At 71.2% G+C, this 18423-nt stretch carries 21 protein-coding genes and 1 pseudogene; 15 read left to right on the forward strand and 7 right to left on the reverse strand.

Annotated features, from left to right (window positions below; translation table 11 throughout):
* Together G3573_RS11060 and G3573_RS11065 are read right to left on the reverse strand one after the other, a co-directional pair.
* Positions 1-340: pseudogene (locus G3573_RS11060) on the reverse strand (ABC transporter permease); the annotation flags it as partial.
* A gap of 5 nt (positions 341-345) precedes the next feature.
* Positions 346-1266: an ABC transporter ATP-binding protein gene (locus G3573_RS11065; RefSeq protein WP_163261149.1), complete on the reverse strand. Its 921-nt coding sequence runs from the start codon at positions 1264-1266 to the stop codon at positions 346-348.
* 240 nt (positions 1267-1506) lie between these two features.
* Between G3573_RS11065 and G3573_RS11070 the strand changes: the two genes are divergently transcribed.
* Entirely contained in the window at positions 1507-1929 is a 423-nt protein-coding gene (locus tag G3573_RS11070; RefSeq protein ID WP_163261150.1) for a hypothetical protein, read from the forward strand.
* Between the two features lie 9 nt (positions 1930-1938).
* On the opposite strand, the gene G3573_RS11075 is transcribed toward G3573_RS11070, so the two are convergent.
* Together G3573_RS11075 and G3573_RS11080 are read right to left on the reverse strand one after the other, a co-directional pair.
* The gene (locus G3573_RS11075; RefSeq protein WP_163261151.1) at positions 1939-2580 is read right to left on the reverse strand and encodes a hypothetical protein; all 642 of its coding nucleotides are present in this window, start codon (positions 2578-2580) and stop codon (positions 1939-1941) included.
* Between the two features lie 39 nt (positions 2581-2619).
* Entirely contained in the window at positions 2620-3675 is a 1056-nt protein-coding gene (locus G3573_RS11080) for an aldo/keto reductase (RefSeq protein WP_163261152.1), read from the reverse strand.
* A gap of 141 nt (positions 3676-3816) precedes the next feature.
* Between G3573_RS11080 and G3573_RS11085 the strand changes: the two genes are divergently transcribed.
* The 11 genes from G3573_RS11085 (at position 3817) to G3573_RS11135 (ending at position 11563) form a co-directional block, all read left to right on the forward strand.
* The gene (locus tag G3573_RS11085) at positions 3817-4056 is read left to right on the forward strand and encodes an aa3-type cytochrome c oxidase subunit IV (protein WP_163261153.1); all 240 of its coding nucleotides are present in this window, start codon (positions 3817-3819) and stop codon (positions 4054-4056) included.
* Positions 4057-4147: 91 nt separating this feature from the next.
* On the forward strand, positions 4148-5281 hold the full coding sequence (locus tag G3573_RS11090; protein WP_163261154.1) for a Re/Si-specific NAD(P)(+) transhydrogenase subunit alpha: 1134 nt from the start codon (positions 4148-4150) through the stop codon (positions 5279-5281).
* A 61-nt stretch (positions 5282-5342) separates the two neighbouring features.
* Positions 5343-5654, forward strand: coding sequence for a hypothetical protein (locus G3573_RS11095; RefSeq protein ID WP_163261155.1), 312 nt, complete (start codon positions 5343-5345; stop codon positions 5652-5654).
* A 1-nt stretch (position 5655) separates the two neighbouring features.
* Positions 5656-5979: an NAD(P) transhydrogenase subunit alpha gene (locus tag G3573_RS11100; RefSeq protein ID WP_163261156.1), complete on the forward strand. Its 324-nt coding sequence runs from the start codon at positions 5656-5658 to the stop codon at positions 5977-5979.
* A complete protein-coding gene (locus G3573_RS11105; protein WP_163261157.1) occupies positions 5976-6272 on the forward strand; it encodes a hypothetical protein in 297 nt (98 codons plus the stop codon). Before G3573_RS11100 ends, G3573_RS11105 begins: the two co-directional genes overlap by 4 nt.
* A gap of 80 nt (positions 6273-6352) precedes the next feature.
* Positions 6353-6706, forward strand: a complete 354-nt coding sequence (locus G3573_RS11110; RefSeq protein WP_163261158.1) for a hypothetical protein — start codon at positions 6353-6355, stop codon at positions 6704-6706.
* Positions 6707-6788: 82 nt separating this feature from the next.
* A complete protein-coding gene (locus G3573_RS11115; protein WP_163261159.1) occupies positions 6789-7316 on the forward strand; it encodes a hypothetical protein in 528 nt (175 codons plus the stop codon).
* A gap of 28 nt (positions 7317-7344) precedes the next feature.
* A complete protein-coding gene (locus G3573_RS11120; RefSeq protein ID WP_163261160.1) occupies positions 7345-8763 on the forward strand; it encodes an NAD(P)(+) transhydrogenase (Re/Si-specific) subunit beta in 1419 nt (472 codons plus the stop codon).
* Position 8764: 1 nt separating this feature from the next.
* On the forward strand, positions 8765-9601 hold the full coding sequence (locus tag G3573_RS11125) for an alpha/beta hydrolase (protein ID WP_346427370.1): 837 nt from the start codon (positions 8765-8767) through the stop codon (positions 9599-9601).
* 62 nt (positions 9602-9663) lie between these two features.
* A complete protein-coding gene (locus G3573_RS11130; RefSeq protein ID WP_163261161.1) occupies positions 9664-10377 on the forward strand; it encodes a hypothetical protein in 714 nt (237 codons plus the stop codon).
* Positions 10378-10621: 244 nt separating this feature from the next.
* Complete coding sequence (locus tag G3573_RS11135) at positions 10622-11563, forward strand: M23 family metallopeptidase (RefSeq protein WP_163261162.1); 942 nt, start codon at positions 10622-10624, stop codon at positions 11561-11563.
* Positions 11564-11567: 4 nt separating this feature from the next.
* Here the strand turns inward: G3573_RS11135 and G3573_RS11140 are convergent, their stop codons facing one another.
* A complete protein-coding gene (locus G3573_RS11140) occupies positions 11568-12917 on the reverse strand; it encodes an AarF/UbiB family protein (protein ID WP_163261163.1) in 1350 nt (449 codons plus the stop codon).
* Between the two features lie 5 nt (positions 12918-12922).
* The gene (locus G3573_RS11145; protein WP_163261164.1) at positions 12923-14716 is read right to left on the reverse strand and encodes a M3 family oligoendopeptidase; all 1794 of its coding nucleotides are present in this window, start codon (positions 14714-14716) and stop codon (positions 12923-12925) included.
* An 82-nt stretch (positions 14717-14798) separates the two neighbouring features.
* On the opposite strand from G3573_RS11145, the gene G3573_RS11150 reads away from it, so the two are divergent.
* From G3573_RS11150 to G3573_RS11160, 3 genes are all read left to right on the forward strand, one after another.
* Positions 14799-15398 (forward strand): beta/gamma crystallin-related protein, encoded by a 600-nt coding sequence (locus G3573_RS11150; RefSeq protein ID WP_163261165.1) that lies wholly within the window; start codon positions 14799-14801, stop codon positions 15396-15398.
* A 14-nt stretch (positions 15399-15412) separates the two neighbouring features.
* Positions 15413-15835: an META domain-containing protein gene (locus G3573_RS11155; RefSeq protein WP_163261166.1), complete on the forward strand. Its 423-nt coding sequence runs from the start codon at positions 15413-15415 to the stop codon at positions 15833-15835.
* 123 nt (positions 15836-15958) lie between these two features.
* Entirely contained in the window at positions 15959-17419 is a 1461-nt protein-coding gene (locus tag G3573_RS11160) for a sigma-54 dependent transcriptional regulator (protein WP_163261167.1), read from the forward strand.
* 51 nt (positions 17420-17470) lie between these two features.
* On the opposite strand, the gene G3573_RS11165 is transcribed toward G3573_RS11160, so the two are convergent.
* On the reverse strand, positions 17471-18423 hold a 953-nt coding region (locus G3573_RS11165), incomplete at its 5' end, for a hypothetical protein (protein ID WP_205598199.1).

Consider the following 18423-nt stretch of genomic DNA (forward strand, 5'->3'; position numbering starts at 1 on the left):
GCGCGACCCGCTTCAGCGCCGCCAGCCCGGCGTCCAGGCCGTCGCGGTCGACGGCCTCGCGCACGGCGTCGGCCCCCGGCTCGCCGGCCTCGGTGACCGCGGCCTCGCGCATGGCCTTGGCCTGGGCCGTCACATAGCGGGCGTCCAGGGCGGCGGTCAGGGCGGCCTGCTGGCCGCCGGCGAAGTCGACGATTGCGACGGTGCGCGTCGGCGCGGCGTTCTTGATCATGGCCGGCATCATGCCGCCCAGCAGCATCAACGCCGGCAGGGCCAGCATGGACAGCCAGAAGCCCACGGTGCGCGCGTAGGCGAAGTACTCGCGACGCGCGATCAGCAGCATGCGTTTCACGCGCGACCTCCGGTAAGAACGATGAAAGCGTCGTGCAGGGTCGGTTCCTTCATTTCGAACCGGCGCACGTCCAGGCCGCGCGCGAAGGCGGTCTTCAGCGCCTCCTGCGGGGCCGCGCCCGGGGCCAGGGTGGCCCGGTAGGTCGCCGTGCCCGTGGCGGGATCGCCCGCCGCCTCGACAGCGGCGACACCGGGCAGACCGGCCACCGCGTCGGTCGCCAGGGCGCCCTCCAGCTCCAGGAAGCGCGGCGCGCGGGCCCGGGCGGCCTCGACCGTCCCCTCGAACACCTTCTCGCCGCGCGCCAGCAGCACCACCTGCCGGCACAGCCGCTCGGCGTGCTGCATGACGTGGGTGGAGAACAGCACCGTCGTGCCGCGATCGGCGAGGTCGCGGATCACGTCCTCGAGGCCCTGCTGGTTGACCGGGTCGAGGCCGGAGAACGGCTCGTCCAGGATCACCAGGTCCGGCTCGTGGGCGATGGCCGCCATCAGCTGGACCTTCTGGGCCATGCCCTTCGACAGGGCCTTCATCGGCTTCTTCATGGACGCGCCGAGACCCTGCGCCTCCAGCAGCTTCTTGGCGCGCTTGCGGCCCTCGCCCAGCGGCACGCCCTTCAGGCCGGCGAAGAAGGCGATGGCGTCGACCGGCGTCATCTTGCGGTACAGGCCGCGCTCTTCCGGCAGGAAGCCGATGCGGTCGCGCACGCCGCTTCCGCCCTCGCCGCCCAGCACCGTGATCTGGCCCGCGCTCGGCGCGCTCAGGCCCAGAATCATGCGGATGGTCGAGGTCTTGCCCGCCCCGTTCGGGCCCAGGAAGCCGCAGATGGCGCCCCGCGGAACTTCGAAACTCAGGTCCTTCACCGCCTCGAAGCGCCCGTAGCGCTTTGAGACGCCTTCCAACTTCAACGCGACGTCCATGCCCGTTTCACCCCCCGCCTTCTGTTTCGAGGCATTCGAAACAGAAGGCTCATGCCCCGGATTCAGAGCGCGACGGCCGCCGAAACCGGCTTCCACTTTCGACTGTCGCGCTCTGGTCGAGCTTCCCTCATAACAGGGTTCGCGCCCTGTCGCCTCCCACCGGTCGCACCCGGCGCGCGAAGCGTGTTGACGCGGCCCCCGTGGGCCGCCACGGTCGCGGCAAGTCGGGGGAAGTACTCAATGCTCAGGACTGTTTTGTCGGTGCTGGCCGGTGTCGTCGTCGGCGTCTGCCTGGCGCTGCTGCTGAGCGCGGTGGCCGACTACGTGTTCCCCTGGCCGCCGGACGTGGACCGCACCGACCCCGCGAGCCTGAAGTCCCTGGCCGGACGCCTGCCCGCCGGCGCGGCCTTCTTCACCGCGGTCGCCTGGGGCCTCGGCGCCTTCGTGGCGTCGCTGATGGGCATCCGGATGTCGCACGAAGGCGTGGCCTGGCCGGGCTGGGCCGCCGCCGGCGTGGTGCTGGTCAGCGCGATGGTCGCCACCCACGGCGTGCCCTACCCGCTCTGGTCGGTGGTGCTGACGCTGATCGCCATCCCGGCCGCGGGCTACGGCGCTGGCTGGTTGCTGCTGCGCCAGCACGGCCAGCCGCACTACGAAGGCTGAGGCGGCACCTCAGGCGATCACCAACCGCTCAGGCGCAGCGGTGAAGCGCAGCTTCACCGCGCCCTTCAGCACGGCCGGATCGAACACCGCCGCGCCCTTCTCGACCGGCAGCGCCCGCGCCGAGCCGTCGGCGAACACCGCCTGACCGCCCGTCCCGCCGTACATGCGGACCTTCTGCAGCTTGGGCACGGCGAAGCCGATCAGCCCGGCCGCCTTCTTGGCCCCGCGCGCGGCCTGGGCTACCGACGCGGCCAGATCGGCGGCGTTCATTTCAGCGGCCGGACGCACGTTGGGCTCGATCGACAGCGTCAGCGCCAGCTTCGCGCCCTCCGGCGCGTCGATCACCACCTTGGCCGTCTTCGACTGCAGCTGGGCCAGGGTGGGCAGCCGCTCCATCCGGCCCTTCGGCCCGAGCGGCACCGGCGTCTGGGCCGCCCCGTCGACGATCGAGACCTTCACGCCGGTCGCCGGCTTGCCGTCGCGGGCGAGATAGTAGGCCAGGGCGAAGCGGTCGCGCTCGCCGGCGGGCAGCTTCAGGTACTGCTCGAGGTAGGGAAATCCCTTGTCTATCGGGGCCTCCTCGGCCGCCGCCGGGCTGGCGACGGCGAGGGCGGCGGCGCCGACCAGCAGGGCGCGACGGGGCAGACGCATGAGAGACTCCGAGAAATCGCGGTTCTCCCAAGGCCTAGCTTAGTCTCCGCTGCGCTGGAAGGGCTGCGGCACGCGCCCGGCGCCCTGACGCTCGACCATCCAGCCGGGATACTCGGCCGGCAGGCGGCTGACCTCGTCCAGCTTCGCCAGCTCCTCGGCCGACAGGGTCAGGTCGGCGGCGGCCAGATTGTCGTCCAGCTGCTCGACCGTCTTCACGCCGATGATCACGCTGGTCACGAACGGCCGCGACAGCACCCAGGCCAGGGCCACCCGGGCCACCGACACGCCGTGCTTCCCGGCGATCTCACGCATGACCGCCACGCACGGCCAGGCCCGCTCCAGATTCACCGGCGGGAAGTCGAAGGTGGCGCGGCGCGCTCCAGCTTCCGGCTCGGGCGCGCCGGGGCCGAACTTGCCCGACAGCAGGCCGCCGGCCAGCGGCGACCAGACCATCAGGCCCAGCTGCTCCTCCCGCATCAGCGGCACGAGCTCGCGCTCCAGGTCGCGCCCGGCGATGGAGTAGTAGGCCTGGATCGTCTCGAACCGGGCCCAGCCGCGCCGCTCGCTGACGCCCAGGGCCTTGGCGACGCGCCAGGCCTGCTGGTTGGAGACGCCGACATAGCGGACCTTGCCCTGGGCGATCAGGTCGTCCAGCGCGCGCAGGGTCTCCTCGACCGGGGTGATCAGGTCGGTGGCGTGGATCTGGTAGAGGTCGATGTGGTCGGTCTGCAGCCGGCGCAGGCTGGCCTCGACCGAATCCATGATGTGGCCGCGCGAGGCGCCCCGGTCGTTCGGACCCGGGCCCATCTCGCCATAGACCTTGGTGGCGACCACCACGTCCTCGCGGCGCACGGCCAGGTTCTTCAGCGCCTGGCCCAGCAACTGCTCGGAGCGCCCGAACGAATAGACGTCGGCCGTGTCGATGAAGTTGACCCCGGCGTCGAGCGCGCGGCGGACCACCGCGTCCACGCCCGACTGCTCCAGCTGACCGATGGCCTTCCACATGCCGGCCGACTGGCCGCCCCCGAAGGTCATGGTGCCCAGGCAGATCTCGGAAACGTAGAGGCCGGTGCGGCCCATCCGGTTGTAGCGCATGATCCCATCCCTCCAGCGAACGCCGGTCGCCATATAGGACGCGACGTCTCGCCGCGGGAGGGCTCAAGAGAAGCTTGAGCGCCGACGCTTCCTGACTATAGTCCGCGCCCGATCGATCACCCGCTTACGGAGACCGCCGCCATGGCCGGCCCCGCCCACGATTACCACCGCGGCGATATGGACATCTCGGAGCAGAAGTCCACCTACGAGCTGTTCACCGCCCTGACCAAGTGGGGCTCGCTGTTCACGGCGGTCGTCCTGCTGTTCCTGACCGTGTGCTTCGCGGTCGGCGCCGGCTTCATCCCGGCCGCAATCGCCGCCGGCGTGCTGCTGGTCGGCGGCTGGTGGTACCTGCGCAAGAAGCCGTTCGCCGAGCACTGAGCGGGAGCGCGAGCGCGCTCCCAATTCGGCGGTCTGGACGACCCGCGTTCGGCTGCCTAACGTCGCTCCACGAGTCGAGCGGGGGACGGGCGTGGGATTTGCTATCGCCGTGACCAAGGAACGGCGCGCGGGTGAAACGCGCGTCGCCGCCACGCCGGACTCGGTCAAGAAACTGATCGCGCTGGGCGCCGAGGTGCTGGTCGAGACCGGCGCCGGGCTTTCGGCGTCGATTCCCGACGCGGCCTACGTCGAGGCCGGGGCGAAGATCGTCCCCGACGCGCGCGCGGCCGCGGCCGCCGCCGACCTGCTGTTCAAGGTGCGCGCCCCCGAGGCCGACGAGATCGCCGCGCTGAAGAGCGGCGCGAGCGTCGCGGCCATGCTGGACCCGTTCCGCGAGCGCGACACCGTCAAGGCGCTGGCCGACAAGGGCGTCACCGCCTACGCCCTGGAATTCGTGCCGCGCATCACCCGCGCCCAGGCGATGGACGTGCTGTCCTCCCAGGCCAACCTGGCCGGCTATCGCGCGGTGATCGAGGCGGCCTGGGTCTACGGCCGGGCCTTCCCGATGATGATGACCGCGGCCGGCACGGTCGCCGCCGCCAAGGTGTTCGTCATGGGCGCCGGCGTCGCCGGCCTGCAGGCCGTCGCCACCGCGCGCCGCCTCGGCGCCGTGGTCACCGCCACCGACGTCCGCCCCGCCGCCAAGGAGCAGGTCGAGAGCCTGGGCGCCAAGTTCGTCGCCGTCGAGGACGAGGAGTTCAAGGCGGCCGAGACCTCCGGCGGCTACGCCAAGGAGATGAGCGACGCCTACAAGACCAAGCAGGCCGAGCTGGTCGCCGCCCATATCCAGAAGCAGGACGTGGTGATCACCACCGCGCTCATCCCCGGCCGCCCGGCCCCGAAGCTGGTCAGCGCCACCCATGTCGCCTCGATGAAGCCGGGCTCGGTGATCGTCGACCTGGCGGTCGAGCAGGGCGGCAACTGCGAACTGGCGCGCCTGGGCGAAGTCGCCGAGACCGGTAACGGCGTGAAGATCGTGGGCTGGCCCAACCTGCCCGGCCGCGTGGCCGCCGACTCTTCGGCGCTCTACGCCCGCAACCTGTTGAGCTTCACCGGCCTGCTGGCCAAGGACGGCGCCCTGGCGCCGGACTTCGAAGACGAAATCCTCAAGGCCGCCTGCGTGACCCGCGGCGGCGAAATCGTTCACGCGGGCCTGAAGGCATGACCCGCGCGCGCACCCACACCGGCGACGCCGTCGCCGTGTCAGTCTGAAGGCTTACGCTCCAATGTCCCGCGAACATCCGCACTTCCACCTCGGCTTCATCCGCGCGCAGACGCTGCGCCGGTACCTGAAGTGGGTCGCCGTCGTCGTGCTGGCCGCCACCGTGCTGAGCGCGGTGACCGACCTGGCCACAGTCGCGATCACGACCGACTCTCCGGACCGCCTGGGCGCGGTGCTGGACAGCCTGTCCAACGCCTTCTTCATGCTCGCCATCGTGCTCTCGGCCGGCGGCGTTCTCTGGCTGCTGGTGTCGATTGACGAGCGCCTGGAGCGCCTGGTCGAGCTGAACGTCGCCGCCCGAAAGGACAAGGACTGACATGGAGCACGCCGTCGACCCGACCGTCTTCCGCCTGGCCATCTTCGTGCTGGCGATCTTCGTCGGCTACTACGTGGTGTGGAGCGTCACTCCGGCGCTGCACACCCCGCTGATGGCGGTGACGAACGCCATTTCGTCGGTGATCGTGGTCGGCGCCCTGCTGGCCGCCGCGGCGACGGCGGGCCAGGCGGGCGGGACGGCGGCGTGGATCTCCAAGGGCGCCGGCGCGGTGGCGACGGCTTTAGCCAGCGTCAACATCTTCGGCGGCTTTCTGGTCACCCAGCGCATGCTGGCGATGTACCGCAAGAAAGACGCCCGAAAATGATCTCCGACCTGGTCCTGAACGCCTTCACCTGGACGTGCTGGCTCGCCGCCCTCGGCGCGGTCGGCGCCTACGCCTACAGCTTCATCAAGCACCGGCCGCACAGCCGGCTGTGGAATTCCGCCGGCCTGCTCTTGACCGGCATCGCCCTGACCCAGGTCCCGCTGTTCCTGCGCGAGGGCGCGGCCGGCCCGGGCCCCGGCGGGCTGCACGCCGGCCTGGCGATCGGCTTCCTGAGCCTGGCCGTGCTGCTGCAGGCGGTCACCGCTTTGCGCCGCCGCAAGCGCGCGACGTGAGGCGCCATGGAACGGGCGCCGTCCTCGGGCTAGGTGGCGGCCATCTCTTCCTCCGAAAGGACGACGTACCAGTGACTTCCGTGATTTCCCGCGTTTTCGTCGCCACCCTGGCCGGCGCCGCTCTCGTCGCCGGCGCGGCCTCGGCCGACGCGCCGAAGCCCGGCATGCCCTACAAGGTGACGGCGTCGAAGGACACGTCCTACGCCCTGCACTGCAAGTTCCCGGCGACCAAGGTCGACGGCATCATGTCCAACAGCGTGTCGGTGAAGACCAAGGGCCCGAACGCCGGGACCATCCCGGCCCCGTCGGGCGCGCGCTGCAGCCTGACCAAGCTGGCCGGTGCCGGCCCGGTCGTCCTGACCATCACCAAGGGCGGCGCCAAGAGCGTCACCGCGGAGAACGTCGGTCAGGAAATGAAGCTGACGGTGTTCTGAGCATGAATGGGGGGACGCCGCAGCACAGCTTTGGAGCCGGCGTCCCCGCTCCTTTCCGTCCTTCCGCCTGGAGCGAAGGACGATGACCCCGATTGAGATCGCTAATTGGGGGATCGGCCTGGCGAGCCTGGCCGGTTTCGTCGCCGCCGGAGTCGTCCGGAGGAACCCGAACAGGCGAAGGCTGTCCACTCGCCTCGGCGTCTCAGCGGTGCTCGGAATCTCAATCGCCAGCTGCCTGGGCGACTACGCTCGGAACGAGGAGCGTGAGCGCGAAAGCCTGTCGACGATTTCCGAAGCGAACGCCTATGTCGCCGACCGCCGCAAATCCGGCGGAGAAGCGGTCAGGCTGATGGCCGAGGTCTATTCGAACCCGCTGTCCGACGACCGTTTGCGGGCGGACAGCCGGGAACTGGTCGAGCGCAACATCACCGCCCTGGCCGACGCCGCGACGAAGGCCCCGGAAAAGGTAGGCGTCTTCGAACTCCATCACTGGGCGTTCCTCGGCTTCGCGCTCGCCTACGCCCTGTTCCTTCTGCCGGATCCGGACCTGCTCCGACGCAGATGGCGCGTGGAAAATTCAGACCGGGTCTCCGGCCCGCTCACGCAGTAACGACGACGAGGTTCGGGGGGACCATCGCATGAACGCCAGCATCGCCGCGCTCGCCTACCTCGTCTCGGGCGTCCTGTTCATCCTCAGCCTGCGGGGCCTCTCCAGCCCCGAGACCAGCCGCAAGGGCAACACCTACGGCATGGTCGGCATGGCCATCGCCATCGGCGTGACGCTGCTGACCCTGTGGGGCCAGGGCGCGCTGGATGCCGCGACCGCGGGCATGATCGCAGGCGGGGTCGCAATCGGCGGGACCGTCGGGGCGCTGATCGCCCGGCGGGTGCCGATGACCGCCATGCCCCAGCTGGTCGCCGCCTTCCACTCGCTCGTTGGGCTGGCCGCCTGCCTGGTGGCCGTGGGCGCGATCTACTCCCCCGGCGCCTTCGGCATTCTGGCCGGCGACGGCGGGATCAAGCTGCAGTCTCTGGTCGAGCTGTCCCTGGGCGTGGCCATCGGCGCCATCACCTTCACCGGCTCGGTGATCGCCTTCGCCAAGCTGAACGGCAATATGAGCGGCGCGCCGATCCTGCTGCCGGCCCGCCACCTGCTGAACCTGGTCCTGGGCGCGGCCCTGGTCGCGCTCGTCGTCCTGCTGGTCATGAGCCACGGCCAGGCGGTGTGGGCCTTCTGGGCCATCTTCGGCCTGGCCCTGGTGCTGGGCATCACCCTGATCATCCCGATCGGCGGCGCCGACATGCCGGTCGTGGTGTCCATGCTGAACAGCTATTCCGGCTGGGCGGCGGCGGCGCTGGGCTTCACGCTCGAAAACATCGCCCTGATCATCACCGGGGCCCTGGTCGGCTCCTCGGGCGCCATCCTCAGCTACATCATGTGCAAGGGGATGAACCGCAGCTTCATCTCGGTGATCCTGGGCAGCTTCGGCGCCGACGCCGGGGCGGCCGCGGCGGGCGGCAAGGTCGAGACCCGGCCGGTGAAGCAGGGCTCGGCCGACGACGCCGCCTTCATCATGAAGAACGCCTCCAAGGTGATCATCGTCCCCGGCTACGGCATGGCCGTCGCCCAAGCCCAGCACGCGCTGCGCGAAATGGCCGACCAGCTGAAGGAAGAGGGCGTGGAGGTGAAGTACGCCATCCACCCCGTCGCCGGCCGCATGCCGGGCCACATGAACGTGCTGCTGGCCGAGGCCAACGTGCCCTACGACGAGGTGTTCGAGCTGGAGGACATCAACTCCGAGTTCGCCACCGCCGACGTCGCCTTCGTGATCGGCGCCAACGACGTGACCAACCCGGCCGCCAAGACCGACCCGGCCTCGCCGATCTTCGGCATGCCGATCCTGGACGTGGAGAAGGCCCGCACCGTGCTGTTCGTGAAGCGCGGCATGGGCTCGGGCTACGCCGGCGTCGAGAACGAGCTGTTCTTCCGCGACAACACCATGATGCTGTTCGGCGACGCCAAGAAGATGGTCGAGGGCATCCTCAAGGGGCTGTGACGTGGGCCGTGCCGGCGAGATCGTGATCTGGGCCGCCACCACGCTCGCCGGCCTCTACCTGCTGCTGCTCGCCGGCGGCTTCGTCTTCCAGCGCTCACTCATGTATTCGCCCGATCCGGTCGAGCGCGCCCCGGCCGTCGACGGCGTCCCGATCCAGGTGGTGCATGTCGACACCGCCGACGGCGAGCGGCTGGTCGCCTGGTACCTGCCGCCGAAGGACGGTCGGCCGGTGATCCTGTTCTTCGACGGCAAAGGCGGCTCGCTCAGCGTCCAGAAGGGCCGCTGGCGGCGCATCGCCAAGGCCGGGGTCGGCTTCCTGGCGCCTGCCTATCGCGGCTATTCCGGCTCGACCGGCCGACCCAGCGAAGCGGGCCTGCACGAGGACGCGCGCGCCGCCTACGACTGGCTGGCCAAGCGCTACGCCCCCGACCAGATCGTGGTCCACGGCTTCTCGCTGGGCAGCGGCGTGGCGGTGAAGCTCGCCACCGAGCGGCCAGCCCGCGCGCTGGTGCTGGAAGCGCCCTACACCGCCGCCGTGGACGTCGCCGCCGACCGGGCGCCGTTCGTGCCGGTGCGCCTTTTGATGCGCGACCAGCTGCGCTCGCGCGACTGGATCGGCCAGGTCCGGGTGCCTGTGCTGGTCGTGCACGGCGACCGGGACAGCGTCATCGACGTCCGCTACGGCGAGCGGCTCTACGCGCTGGCCCGCCAGCCCAAGCGCTTCGAGCGCATGCACGGCAGCGACCACTCGACCCTGGTCCGCGACGGCGTCTACGACCGGATCTGGAGGTTCCTGGGCGTGACCCCGGCCGATCAGGAAAAGCGCGCGGCCGCCTGACGGCTGTGCAGCCGATCGCGCCTCCCGGGCGTTTAAGCTGAACAGCAGCTCGCCGGGACCGGATGCGCCGACGCACGCCCAGGATCATCCTCGCCCTCGGCGCGCTCCTGGCCGCGGCGCTGGCCACCCTGCCCGCCGCCGCCGCGGCGCCGGCCGGCGACGAGCTCGAGGCAGATGTCCAGGCCGCCGAGCAGGACGTGGTCGCCTGCTTCCGCAGCTACGGCCTGGAGCCGCCGTGGGACCGGCTGGTCGACGACGTCACCGTCTTTCCAAGCCCGGACGAGGCCCGGCGCGTGCTGGCGCGCCGCCACCGCATTCCGGTCGCGGAGATCCCGCCGACCTTCTCCGGCACGGTGGAGGGGCGCACGCTCTACGTGATCAGCCGCGACGCCTACGAACGGCTGTGGCGCAGCCTCTATCCGGACGCGCCCTGGAGCGAAGAGACCTACCGCCAGCTGATCGCTCACGAGCTGACCCACAAGGCGCACGAGAACTGGGCGCGGGCCCGGTTCGGCACGATCGACGCCATGGGGCCGGCCTGGTTCTACGAGGGCTTCGCCGTGGCCTGCGCCGGCCAGTTCCCGGACCAGGGCCCCGCCCTCTCGGCGCAAGCGCTGCGGGCGGAGATCGGCGGCGGGCGCACGCCGGCGGGCTCCTACCCGGAGTACGGTCGCATCGTGCGCGCGCTGGCGGCGGCCTACGGCATGGAGGCCGTGCTGGACGCAGCCGCCCGGCCGGACTTCCCGGACGCGCTATGGGCGCGTGATCGACGCTAGGTCGTGATCGACAACATGTCGCAGTTTCGGAAAAGAACGACCTGATCATTTCAGGCATACGCGTCGCAAGCGCGGCCCCAAACGCCCGATATCGCTGAAAGATCCGAGACTGAGACAACTCGCCGCCTGTGAGCGACCGGCGTTATCGGCGACATTCACCTCATCAACTGACCGAAATAGTCAGCAACAGACTGAGACGGCCTCCAGTCCTCTCAGCGAGTCGTGTCCGGAGTTGAGCGTATTTATGACGTCGCGTGTTAAAGCCTGCGATAATTCCAAGCAGAACATGATGAGCGCCAGCGCGCTGTTCGGCGCCGGCGTGGTGCTCCTCGCGGGCTCGCTGACCGCCGCCGTCGCGGCCAGTCCGGCCGAGGCCAAGCCGCTGAGCCAGCCCTACTACTCGTACAGCACCAAGTCGTACGCCCAGCCGGTAAGCGCCGCCGCGGCCGCGCAGACCCAGGCTCAGGCCCAGACGTACGCCGCGCCGGCCAAGGCGCTGGGCGACCGCGTGGCGCGCGCCGCCAACCAGACCTACACCCCCGCGCCGGCCCCGGCCGCGCAGTACGCGAGCGCCGCGCGCTACACGCCGTCGTACGCCAAGCCTGAGGCCGCCTCGACGCCCTACACCGACGCCTGGAACAAGGCGCAGGAAGCGGCGAAGGCCACGAGCGACAAGCTGGCCCCGACCATGGTGTTCTTCTCCTCGCCGATGCGCGGCTTCGCGATGAACTCGCTGTTCGGCATGCGCACCCTGGGCAAGCGCACCCGTCCGCACGAGGGCGTGGACTTCGCCGCCCCGATGGGCTCGCCGGTGGCGTGCGCCGCGCAAGGCCGCGTGCTGCGCACCGGCAACAGCTCCAGCTACGGCCGCTTCGTCGAAGTGGAGCACGCCAACGGCGTGACCTCGTTCTACGCCCACCTCAGCGCGATCAGCGTGCAGGAAGGCGCCGCGCTCGGCGCGGGCGACACCCTGGGCAAGGTCGGCACGACCGGTCACTCGACCGGCCCGCACCTGCACTTCGAGATCCGCCGCAACGGCCAGCAGGTCGACCCGGCCGGCTTCCTCGGCCGCCAGCTCCCGAACCAGCCGGTCCAGCCGTCCGGCGGCTTCCTCTACAGGATCGTCCACAACGACGGCGGCGGCGCGGCGCCGACCAACATCCACGGCGTCGTGGCCGCCGAGTAAGCGGTCAGGCGAGGCCCACGACCTGGAGCGTCGCCGCCTGGCGGCGCGCCAGGGCCTGGGTCTCGAACCCTTCGAGCGAGCGCTCGAACAAGGCCCGCCAGTTCAGCTCCGCGCCCAGATGCAGGAAGGCCGCGCCCAGGCCGATGGCGGCGCGGTCCATGAACACGAACTCGCGCGGGATGGTCACCGGCCCCTTCTCCTTCAGCGCCTGCTTGACCAGGAAGGCCTCGCGCCGGCCGTACTCGCCGGGTGAGACGCCGTCGGCGACCGTGCGCACCCGGTCGTCGAGCAGCGGGCCGTAGATGAACCGGGCCCAGACGTTCAGCACGTCGATCAGGTCGTTGGTCAGCCCCTTGAAGCCCCAGCCCTCGTAGGCCGCGGCCTGGGCGTCGCGGTCGCCGGCGATCAGCGCCCGGTAGAGGTCGACCACCCCGCCCACGAAGGCCGGCGGAAAGATCCGTACACAGCCGAAGTCCAGCAGGTTCAGCCGGTCGGCCTCGCCGGCGAAGGTGTAGTTGCCCAGGTGCGGGTCGCCGTGGATGACGCCCAGATGGGTCATGGGCGACCACCAGGCCTCGAACAGCAGGCGCGCGATGCGGTTGCGGGTCGCCTGCGGCGCGGCCTTGAAGCTGAGCAGCCCTCGCCCCTCCAGCCACTCCATGGTCAACAGCCGCCGGGTCGACAGGCTGAACACCGGCTCGGGCACGGCGATGTCGTCGTGGCGGTCGAAGAAGGCGCGGTACAGCGCCATGTGGCGGGCCTCGCGGCCGTAGTCGAGCTCCTCACGCAGCCGGTCGGCGACCTCCTCGGCGATCTCGCTGGGGTCGATCGTGCCGTCCAGCCGCTTGAACAGTCCGAACACGAAGCGCAGCTGGCCGAGGTCGCTCTCCACCGCCGACTGCATGTCCGGGTACTGGAGCTTCACCGCGAGCGCCCGGCCGTCGAGACCCGTGGCCCGATGCACCTGGCCCAGCGAGGCGGCGGCCGCGGCCTCGCGCTCGAACCCGCCGAACTTCGTCTCCCAGTCCGGCCCCAGCTCGGCGGCCATGCGCCGGCGCACGAAGCTCCAGCCCATGGGCGGGGCGTTGGTCTGCAGTTCCTGCAGCTCCTTGGCGAACTCCGGCGGCAGCAGGTCGGGGACGGTGGCGAACATCTGCGCCGCCTTCATCAGCGGCCCCTTCAGCCGCCCCAGCGCCTCCTTGACCAGACGCGCGTTGCGTTCGCCGGCCGCGTCGCCGCCGAACAGCAGGTTCGCGCCATAGCCCGCCCCGGCCACGCCCAGGCCCGCGCCGACCCGGGCGAAGCGGCTGACCCGGCCGGTCAGGCGGTCGCGTTCGGGATCGTCGCCGGCCACGACGCTCAGACCAGCTGTTCGAAGCGGTCGATCAGGCCCTCGAGGCGCGCGCAGCCGGCCTGCCAGAACGCCTTCTGGCGCGGGTCCAGGCCGAAGGGCGCCAGCGCCTCGACGTAGGTCTTCGCCCCGCCGCCGGCCAGAAGCCCCTCGTAGAGCGGCGCGAAGCCGGCCGGATCCTGGCGGCGCTTCTCCATCAGGGCCGAAACCAGCAGGTCGCCGAAGGCGTAGGCGTAGACGTAGAAGGGCGCGTGCACGAAGTGGCTGACATAGGCCCAGTAGTGCTCGTAGCCGGCGTTCAGGGTCACGGCCGGGCCCAGGCTCTCGCCCATCACCTCCAGCCACAGCTTGCCGATCTGCTCGGCCGAGACCTCGCCTTCCTGGCGCGCGGCGTGGAAGCGGGCCTCGAAGCGGTGGAAGGCGATCTGGCGCACCACCGTGTTCAGCCCGTCCTCGATGCGGCCGGCCAGCAGGGCCCGCTGCTCGGCCGGCCCAGCCTCGCCCAGCAGCTTCTCGAACACCAGGCCCTCGGCGAAGATCGAGGCGGTCTCGGCCAGCGTCAGGGGCGTGTCGGCCAGCAGGGTCCCCAGCGGCTGGGCCAGGGTCTGGTGCACGGCGTGGCCCAGCTCGTGGGCCAGGGTCAGCACGTCGCGCCGCTCGCCCATGAAGTTCATGAAGACGTAGGGGTGGCGGTCGGCGGTCACCGGATGGGCGTAGGCGCCCGAGGTCTTGCCGGGCCGCGGCCGCGCGTCGATCCACGGCCGTTCGAAGAAGGTCGAGGCCCGATCCGCGAACTCAGGGCCGAGGCGACCGAAGGCGTCCAGCACCACGCCCCTGGCCTCGTCCCAGCCGTAGCTGCGCGGCGCGGCCTTCTCCAGCGGCGCATTGCGGTCCCAGTAGTCCAGCGTCTTCTTGCCCATCACCCGGGCCTTCAGCGCGTAATAGCGGTGCGACAGGCGCGGATAGGCTTCGGCCACCGCCTCGGCCATGGCGTCGACCGCCTCGGCGTCGACCTCGTTGGCCAGGTGGCGGGGCGCGGCCGGATCGGCGAAACGGCGCCAGCGGTCCTCGACCCGCTTCTCCTCGGCCACGGTGTTCAGGCTCAGCGCCAGCACGGGCGTGGCCTGGGCCAGGGCCTCGGCCAGGCCGTCAGCGGCGGCGCGGCGCTTCATCGGGTCCGGATCAGACTGGCGGGTCAGGGCCTCGTTCAGGGTCAAAGTCTCGCGCCCGACCGGCACGCGCATGCGCGCCAGGGTCTCGTCGAACAGGCGGGTCCACTGGGCCACGGCCGGCGCGCGGTCGACCAGCATGCGCTCCAGCTCCGCCGACAGCTCGTGCGGACGGTTCAGCCGCACGCGCCGCAGCCAGGGGCGCCAGCGCGCCGCGGCGGGGACGGCGGCCAGCGCCGCCTCCAGCTCGGCCTCCTCCAGCTGATTCAGCTCCAGCGTGAGGAACAGGGTGTCGGCCGAGATGGCGGAGACCTTGGCGCGGACGTCGGCCTCGAACTTGGCCAGGCCTGCGTCCTCGCGCGCCACCGTAGCGGCCATCGAGGCGAAGGCGGCGATCCCGCCCAGCCGCTCGGTGATGTGCTCATACAGCGTCACGGCCCGGTCGATCGCCTCGCCCAGGCGCGCCGGCTCGGCCCGCGCGGCGACGAAGCCGCCTTCCATCTTCGCCAGATCGGCGACCAGGGCGCGCCCGGCCTCCAGGTCGCGGGCGACGGCGGGGTCGTCGGGGCCGCCGTACAGGTCGGACAGATCCCAGACGGGCGGCTCGGCTTGGGGGCGCAGGGGGGCGTTCATGCCCAGACACATAACCGTGGTCCGCGGAACCTCCCAGACCCCCTAAGGGTCATTGCCGCGTCCTCCCTGTCGGAGAGCGAGCATGCGTCGCGTGCGTCCGATTGTTCTCGCCTTCGTCGCCGCCCTGTCCGCGGCCGGCGGTCTCGCCGCCCAGGACAATCCGCAGGAGCGCATGCTTCGCCCGCCGGGCGGTGCGCAGGCGACCATCTTCCGTGATCGCAACTTCAGCGGCTCCGCCGTCACCGTGACCGGGCCCCGGCCCGACCTGGGGCTGGCCTGGCCGGTGCGCAGCGTTCGGATCGACCGTGGCCGTTGGGAGTTCTGCAGTCAGACGAACTACCGCGGCCAGTGCGTGACCGCGACCCAGTCCTCTTCCAACTTCGGCCTGCTGGGCCTGGGCGTTCGCGTGCAGTCCATGCGGCCGGTCTCCGGCGAAGGCGGCGGAAGCGGAGGCGGCGACCCGGGTCCGTCCCTGCGCGGCATGGCCAGCGAGTTCTTCCGCGCGCCCCGCGAGAACGGCCAGCGCGTGCGCGCCTGTCCCGGCGGCGCGGCCACCGCCGCCTGCGCCCGGCGGACGGCCGACGCCTTCTGCCGGAACCGCGGCTGGACCGACGCGGCCTGGAACCAGCTGGAGACCGAGGGCGGGGTCGCCTTCCTGGCCGACGTCCTGTGCAAGCATTAGCGTTAGGAGAAGCTGTGCGCCTGCCCCTGCTCGCCCTGCTGTTCGCGCCCGCCCTCAGCGGATGCACGAACGCCCAGGCCACGCCGCCGGCGGATCCGCTGACCGCCGCAGAATGGCGCCTGCAGGACATGAACGCGCGCGGCCTGGTCGACGCCTCCGCGGTGACGCTGCGGTTTGACGCCGACGGGCGGGCGTCCGGACGCGGTGGCTGCAACCGCTGGTCGGGCGCGTGGCGGCGCGAGGGCGTCGGCGACGGGCTGACGCTCAGCGAGCTGGGCTCGACCCGCAACGCCTGCGCAGCCGCCGTGACCCACCAGGAAAACGTCTTCCTGTCCGCCCTGCAGGAGACCACCGGCTACCGGATCGCCGCCGGCGGCGTCCTGCTGCTGACCACCCGCGACGGGCGTCAGCTGACCTTCGCGCCCGTGACCGACTGACGTCTTCCCAATCCGGGAATCGAGGTCGCGGCTTAAACCCGATCTTCACCCCCGCCGCGTACAACACCGCAAAACGAGCCACGCCCAAAGAGGCGAGGCATCCAGGTGGTGGGTGGAGTCTCCATGGCTAAAACCGTTCTGGTCGTCGACGACGACCCGACGCAGCGCCGTCTGATCCAGGCCGTGCTCGACCGCGAGGGTTTCCAGGTCGTGCACGCCGAGAACGGCCGTCAGGCGATCGATCGCCTGACCACCGGCGGCGGCGCCGACGTGGTCCTGCTGGACCTCGTCATGCCCGGCATGTCGGGCCTGGACACGCTGAAGGAAGCGCGCGCGTCTGGCGTGCGCACCCCGATCGTGGTCCTGACCGCGACCGGCGGCATCGAAACCGTGGTCAAGGCCATGCAGGCCGGGGCGCAGGACTTCTTCGTGAAGCCGGCCAGCCCCGAGCGCATCCTGGTCTCGATCCAGAACGCGCTGCAGACCGGCGACCTGGTCGCCGAAGTCGACCGGCTGAAGAAGCACGTCGGCGGGCGCACCAGCTTCGACGACCTGGTCGGCCAGTCCGGCCCCATGCGCCTGGTCAAGAAGCTGGGCGAACGCGCCGCCGCCTCGGCCATTCCGGTGCTGATCCTGGGCGAAAGCGGCGTCGGCAAGGAAGTGATCGCGCGCGCCGTGCACGGCGCCTCCGACCGCGCCGGCAAGCCGTTCGTGGCCGTGAACTGCGGCGCCCTGCCCGCCAACCTCGTGGAGTCGATCCTGTTCGGCCACGAGAAGGGCAGCTTCACCGGCGCGACCGACAAGCACCTCGGCAAGTTCCAGGAAGCCCACGGCGGCGCCCTGTTCCTCGACGAGGTCGGCGAGCTGCCGCTCGAAATGCAGGTCAAGCTGCTGCGCGCCCTGCAGGAGCGCGAGATCGACCCGGTCGGCTCCAAGCGCGCCGTGAAGGTCGACGTGCGGATCATCGCCGCCACCAACCGCGACCTGTCGCAGGCGGTGGCCGAGGGCCGCTTCCGCGAGGACCTGTACTACCGGCTGAACGTGTTCCCGATCGAGGCCCCGGCCCTGCGCGAACGGCGCGAGGACGTCCCGGCCCTGGTCGAGCACTTCGTGCGCCGCTTCAACGTCGAGGAAGGCAAGCGCATCGCCGGCGCCAGCCCCGAGACGCTCGCCCTGCTGTGCGCCTACGACTGGCCCGGCAACGTCCGCCAGCTGGAAAACACCGTCTACCGCGCCATCGTGCTGGCCGACGGGGCCTTCCTGCAGCCGCACGACTTCCCGGCCGTCTCCGGCGTGAAGGCGCCGCTGACCGCCCTGGACGACGACGCGCAGGTCACGGCCGCCGCTTCCGAGCATCCGGCCTCGATCCTGCCGCCGATGCCGGACGCGCCGGTGCGCATCCTGGGCGACAACGGCCACCTGCGCACCCTGGAAGAGATCGAGCGCGACCTCATCCAGCACGCCATCGAGGTCTACGCCGGCCACATGTCGGAGGTGGCGCGCCGCCTCGGCATCGGCCGCTCGACCCTGTATCGCAAGGTGCGTGAGCAGGGCCTGGAAGGCGTGCTGAAGGAAGTCGGCTAGAGCGCGACAGCCGAAAGTGGTCGCCGGTTTCGGCGCCTGTCGCGCTCTACCTCAAGCGGTTCGAAACCGCCCGGCCATCTCCCGCGTGGTTTCGAGCTCGCGTCCTCCGTTCTCGACGGAGGGCTCGATCTCGGTCGCCTCGTGCCACTCGTTCCAGGACGTGATCAGCACCCAATCGGGCCAGGCCCGGATCGCCGCGTCCCACAGCACGCGGTAGGTGGCGCCGTCGCGCCGCTTCAGCACCTGGCGCGGATCTGGCCGGCCGGGCATCTCACGGTCGTCGTAGCCGGGCGAGACGCTCACGCAGGCCAGCGCCGAACCGGCCGCCGCCACCTGCTGCCGATAGATCCGCTCCGCCGCGGCCGACAGCCGCCGGGACCCGACCTCGTGGGTCTCGCGCACCACCGAATAGGCGTGCAGGGCGTCGAAGAAGGGCGCGCGCTCGGGCCGCGTCTGGGCGAACTCGGCCGGCCCGACGGTGAACAGCCGCGGCCCGCCGCCGGCTGCGACCCGCGCGACCGCGTCGGCGAAGGCCTGCGGCTCGACCTCCTCCAGCACCCGTTCGTAGGCGAACAGCACCGGCCGGCCCTCCACGGTCAGCCAGGCCGGCGAGGTCATGTGCCGGCGCGCCAGCCAGTCCAGGTCCGCCGCGATCCGCGCCGACGCCGCCTCGCCCGCGCGCGGGCCCGCGCCGCTGGTCTCGTAGTAGGCGCTGACCTTGAAGGGCGCCCGCTCGGCCGCGCGCAGCAGCAGGCCTAGCGTCCCGTCCTCGAAGCCGCCGCGTCCCCACCAGCTGGCGATGAAGCCGTCGATCCCGGCCGCGCGCGCCACGGCGAGCTGGCGGACCAGCTCGTCCGGATCGCGGCTGTCGTAGAGCCCGCCCTGCGGAAAGTGCGCCGCGCCGGCCACGCCCTGGCCGTCCGGCGGCCCCCAGTGCCGACGCGCGCCGGACGTCGCCGCCAGCCCCCACCAGCCGTAGTAGAAGGCCAGCACCGCGCGCGGCC

The organism is Caulobacter sp. 17J65-9, from assembly GCF_010975005.1.
Classification (GTDB): domain Bacteria; phylum Pseudomonadota; class Alphaproteobacteria; order Caulobacterales; family Caulobacteraceae; genus 17J80-11.

Bases quoted from the DNA above. Each gene is read 5' to 3' on its own strand.
- G3573_RS11145 (WP_163261164.1), bottom strand. From the start codon at position 14,716: ATGAACGCCCCCCTGCGCCCCCAAGCCGAGCCGCCCGTCTGGGATCTG.
- G3573_RS11120 (WP_163261160.1), top strand. From the start codon at position 7,345: ATGAACGCCAGCATCGCCGCGCTCGCCTACCTCGTCTCGGGCGTCCTG.
- G3573_RS11085 (WP_163261153.1), top strand. From the start codon at position 3,817: ATGGCCGGCCCCGCCCACGATTACCACCGCGGCGATATGGACATCTCG.
- G3573_RS11075 (WP_163261151.1), bottom strand. From the start codon at position 2,580: ATGCGTCTGCCCCGTCGCGCCCTGCTGGTCGGCGCCGCCGCCCTCGCC.
- G3573_RS11080 (WP_163261152.1), bottom strand. From the start codon at position 3,675: ATGCGCTACAACCGGATGGGCCGCACCGGCCTCTACGTTTCCGAGATC.
- G3573_RS11160 (WP_163261167.1), top strand. From the start codon at position 15,959: ATGGCTAAAACCGTTCTGGTCGTCGACGACGACCCGACGCAGCGCCGT.
- G3573_RS11095 (WP_163261155.1), top strand. From the start codon at position 5,343: ATGTCCCGCGAACATCCGCACTTCCACCTCGGCTTCATCCGCGCGCAG.
- G3573_RS11100 (WP_163261156.1), top strand. From the start codon at position 5,656: ATGGAGCACGCCGTCGACCCGACCGTCTTCCGCCTGGCCATCTTCGTG.
- G3573_RS11130 (WP_163261161.1), top strand. From the start codon at position 9,664: ATGCGCCGACGCACGCCCAGGATCATCCTCGCCCTCGGCGCGCTCCTG.
- G3573_RS11115 (WP_163261159.1), top strand. From the start codon at position 6,789: ATGACCCCGATTGAGATCGCTAATTGGGGGATCGGCCTGGCGAGCCTG.
- G3573_RS11065 (WP_163261149.1), bottom strand. From the start codon at position 1,266: ATGGACGTCGCGTTGAAGTTGGAAGGCGTCTCAAAGCGCTACGGGCGC.
- G3573_RS11135 (WP_163261162.1), top strand. From the start codon at position 10,622: ATGACGTCGCGTGTTAAAGCCTGCGATAATTCCAAGCAGAACATGATG.
- G3573_RS11150 (WP_163261165.1), top strand. From the start codon at position 14,799: ATGCGTCGCGTGCGTCCGATTGTTCTCGCCTTCGTCGCCGCCCTGTCC.
- G3573_RS11105 (WP_163261157.1), top strand. From the start codon at position 5,976: ATGATCTCCGACCTGGTCCTGAACGCCTTCACCTGGACGTGCTGGCTC.
- G3573_RS11070 (WP_163261150.1), top strand. From the start codon at position 1,507: ATGCTCAGGACTGTTTTGTCGGTGCTGGCCGGTGTCGTCGTCGGCGTC.